General features: G+C 64.0%; 2 protein-coding genes. Both read left to right on the forward strand.

Annotated elements, in window-relative coordinates; all coding sequences use genetic code 11:
• Window positions 1-252 (forward strand): class II aldolase/adducin family protein (locus CXY72_RS00080; RefSeq protein ID WP_199183888.1); only part of this gene is annotated, 252 nt, incomplete at its 5' end.
• A partial coding sequence (gene araA / locus CXY72_RS00085; protein ID WP_104125719.1) for an L-arabinose isomerase occupies window positions 252-1,705 on the forward strand: 1,454 nt, incomplete at its 3' end. The genes CXY72_RS00080 and araA, both read left to right, overlap by 1 nt.

Genomic DNA, 1,705 nt, shown 5'->3' on the forward strand with positions numbered 1-1,705 from the left:
CGCGGCATCGTGGCGACCCTCACCGGCCATCGCTCACGGGCCGTACTGATGGCCAATCACGGTCCATTCACGATCGGTAAGGATGCTCGTGACGCGGTGAAGGCCGCCGTGATGGTTGAAGACGTGGCCCGCACCGTGCAGCTGGCCCGCGCGGGCGGGCCCCTCGTGGCCATTCCGCAGGCGGCGATTGACTCTCTGTTCGATCGGTATCAAAACGTGTATGGACAAGCACCCCAAGGAGAACTTCAGTAATGGCTGCACTCACCACGACCCTCGATCACTACGAAGTGTGGTTTCTCACGGGAAGCCAGAACCTTTACGGCGAAGAGACGCTGCGCCAGGTGGCCGAGCAGAGCCAGGAAATCGTTAGGGCGCTGGACGCGTCGAGCGACGTTCCGGTGAAAATTGTCTGGAAGCCCGTTCTGAAGGACTCCGAGTCGATTCGCCGGGCCGCCCTTGACGCCAATGCCGACGATCGCGTCATTGGCTTGATCGCCTGGATGCATACGTTCTCCCCGGCCAAGATGTGGATCGCCGGCCTCGACGCGCTCACCAAGCCGCTCCTGCACCTGCACACCCAGGCGAACGTCGAACTGCCCTGGGCCGAGATCGACTTCGACTTTATGAACCTCAATCAGGCCGCGCACGGCGACCGGGAGTTCGGCTACATCCAGACCCGCCTCGGCGTGACCCGCAAGACCGTGGTCGGCCACGTGTCCAACCCGGCCGTCAGTATAAGTATCGGCTCCTGGACCCGCGCTGCTGCTGGGTGGGCTTCAAGTCGCAGCATGAAGCTGGCCCGCTTTGGCGACAATATGCGCTTTGTCGCCGTGACCGAAGGCGACAAGACTGAAGCTGAACTGCGCTTTGGTGTGCAGATCAACACGTGGCCCGTCAACGAGCTCGCCGAGGCGGTGCATTCACAAGCGGATGCCGACATCGATGCGTTGGTCGCCGAATATGAGGATCTCTACGATGTGGTTCCCGAATTGCGCCACGGCGGCGAACGGCATGCGTCGCTGCGTTACGGCGCGGCGATCGAGTTGGGGCTGAAGACCTTCCTCGAGGCCGGCGACTTTGCCGCGTTCACCACGAGTTTCGAGGACCTCGGCGCCCTGCGTCAGCTTCCCGGGCTCGCCGTGCAGCGCCTCATGGCCCAAGGCTACGGTTTCGGTGCGGAAGGCGATTGGAAGACATCCGTTCTTGTTCGCGTCGCCAATGTCATGGGCTCCGGGCTTCGAGGTGGCGCGAGCCTGATGGAGGATTACACCTACGACCTCACTCCCGGCGCCGAGCTGATTCTCGGAGCGCACATGCTCGAGGTGAGCCCCTCCCTGACGACGTCGCGGCCGACGCTGGAGATCCACCCGCTCGGAATCGGCGGCCGCGAAGACCCGGTACGCCTGGTCTTCAACGCCGACCCCGGTCCTGCCGTGGTGGTGGCGATGAGCGACATGCGCGACCGGTTCCGTCTGGTGGCGAACGTGGTCGAAGTCGTCGAACCGACCGCCGCTCTGCCGAACCTGCCCGTCGGGCGTGCCGTCTGGCGTCCAGAACCCGACTTCGCCACCTCGGCCGCCGCCTGGCTCACCGCCGGAGCTGCCCACCACACCGTGATGTCGACCGCCGTCGGCATCGAAGTGTTCCATGATTTCGCCGAGATAGCTCGCACCGAGCTGCTCGTGATCGATAAGACCACCACCCA

Source organism: Cryobacterium sp. Y57, from assembly GCF_002929505.1.
Taxonomy (GTDB): domain Bacteria; phylum Actinomycetota; class Actinomycetes; order Actinomycetales; family Microbacteriaceae; genus Cryobacterium.